Raw genomic sequence first — 667 nt, 5'->3', positions numbered from 1 at the left:
ACATCCCATTCGGAGGTTCTCGTTCGTTCAACCAGGCACGCCGCTACCAACGTGGTGGCCGGGTACATCTAGTCCCGCCGGCTCACGCCGCCACGCGGGTTCGGGGACGCGGTGCCGTCCACCGTCTCGTCGGCGTCCTCGTCGTCGGCGTCCTCGTCGTCGTCGTCGTCCTCGTCGTCCTCGTCAAGGTCGTCGTCCTCGTACTCGTCGTCGAGGTCGTCCTCGTCGTCGAGGTCGTCGTCCTCGTCCTCGTCGTCGTCCTCGTCGTCGTCCTCGTCGTCGTCCTCGTCGTCGTCCTCGTCGTCGTCCTCGTCGTCGTCCTCGTCGTCGTAGTCCTCGGACTCCAGGCCGGCGTAGACCCGGTCGTCGGGGCCGTCCTCGTCGTCGGGACCGCCGAGGTCGTCGCCGTAGATGGCGAGGGGCGTCGCGACCTCGGTGGCGTCGTAGAGCGCCTCGTCGTAGTCGTCGAAGGCCTCGGCCAGGTCCTGGGCCGCCGCGAGCACCATGGGGTGGTCGGGGTCGCGGCTCGCGTTCGCGGCCTCGAAGTGACGTTCGAGGGCGGCGATCAGCTGCTCGAGGGCGGAGCGGGGGTCCACGGTCATGTCTCGACCGTAGTCGACGGGCGCGAGCGGTAGAACCAGATGTGGGCGCGGGTTGCCGGGAATGC

Annotated in this window: 1 protein-coding gene; it reads right to left on the bottom strand. The window is 69.3% G+C overall.

Going from position 1 to position 667, the window contains the following annotated elements:
• Positions 1–68: 68 nt before the first annotated feature.
• Positions 69–602 carry a hypothetical protein gene (locus ABD241_RS07855; protein ID WP_344060199.1) on the bottom strand — a complete coding sequence of 178 codons (534 nt, stop codon included), beginning with the start codon at positions 600–602 and terminating at the stop codon, positions 69–71.
• Positions 603–667: the final 65 nt, after the last annotated feature.

Source organism: Terrabacter lapilli (assembly GCF_039531305.1).
In the GTDB taxonomy this organism is placed as follows: Bacteria; Actinomycetota; Actinomycetes; order Actinomycetales; family Dermatophilaceae; genus Terrabacter; species Terrabacter lapilli.
The sequence above is the reverse complement of the archived record's forward strand: the minus strand, read 5'-3'. Positions and strand labels throughout refer to the sequence as shown.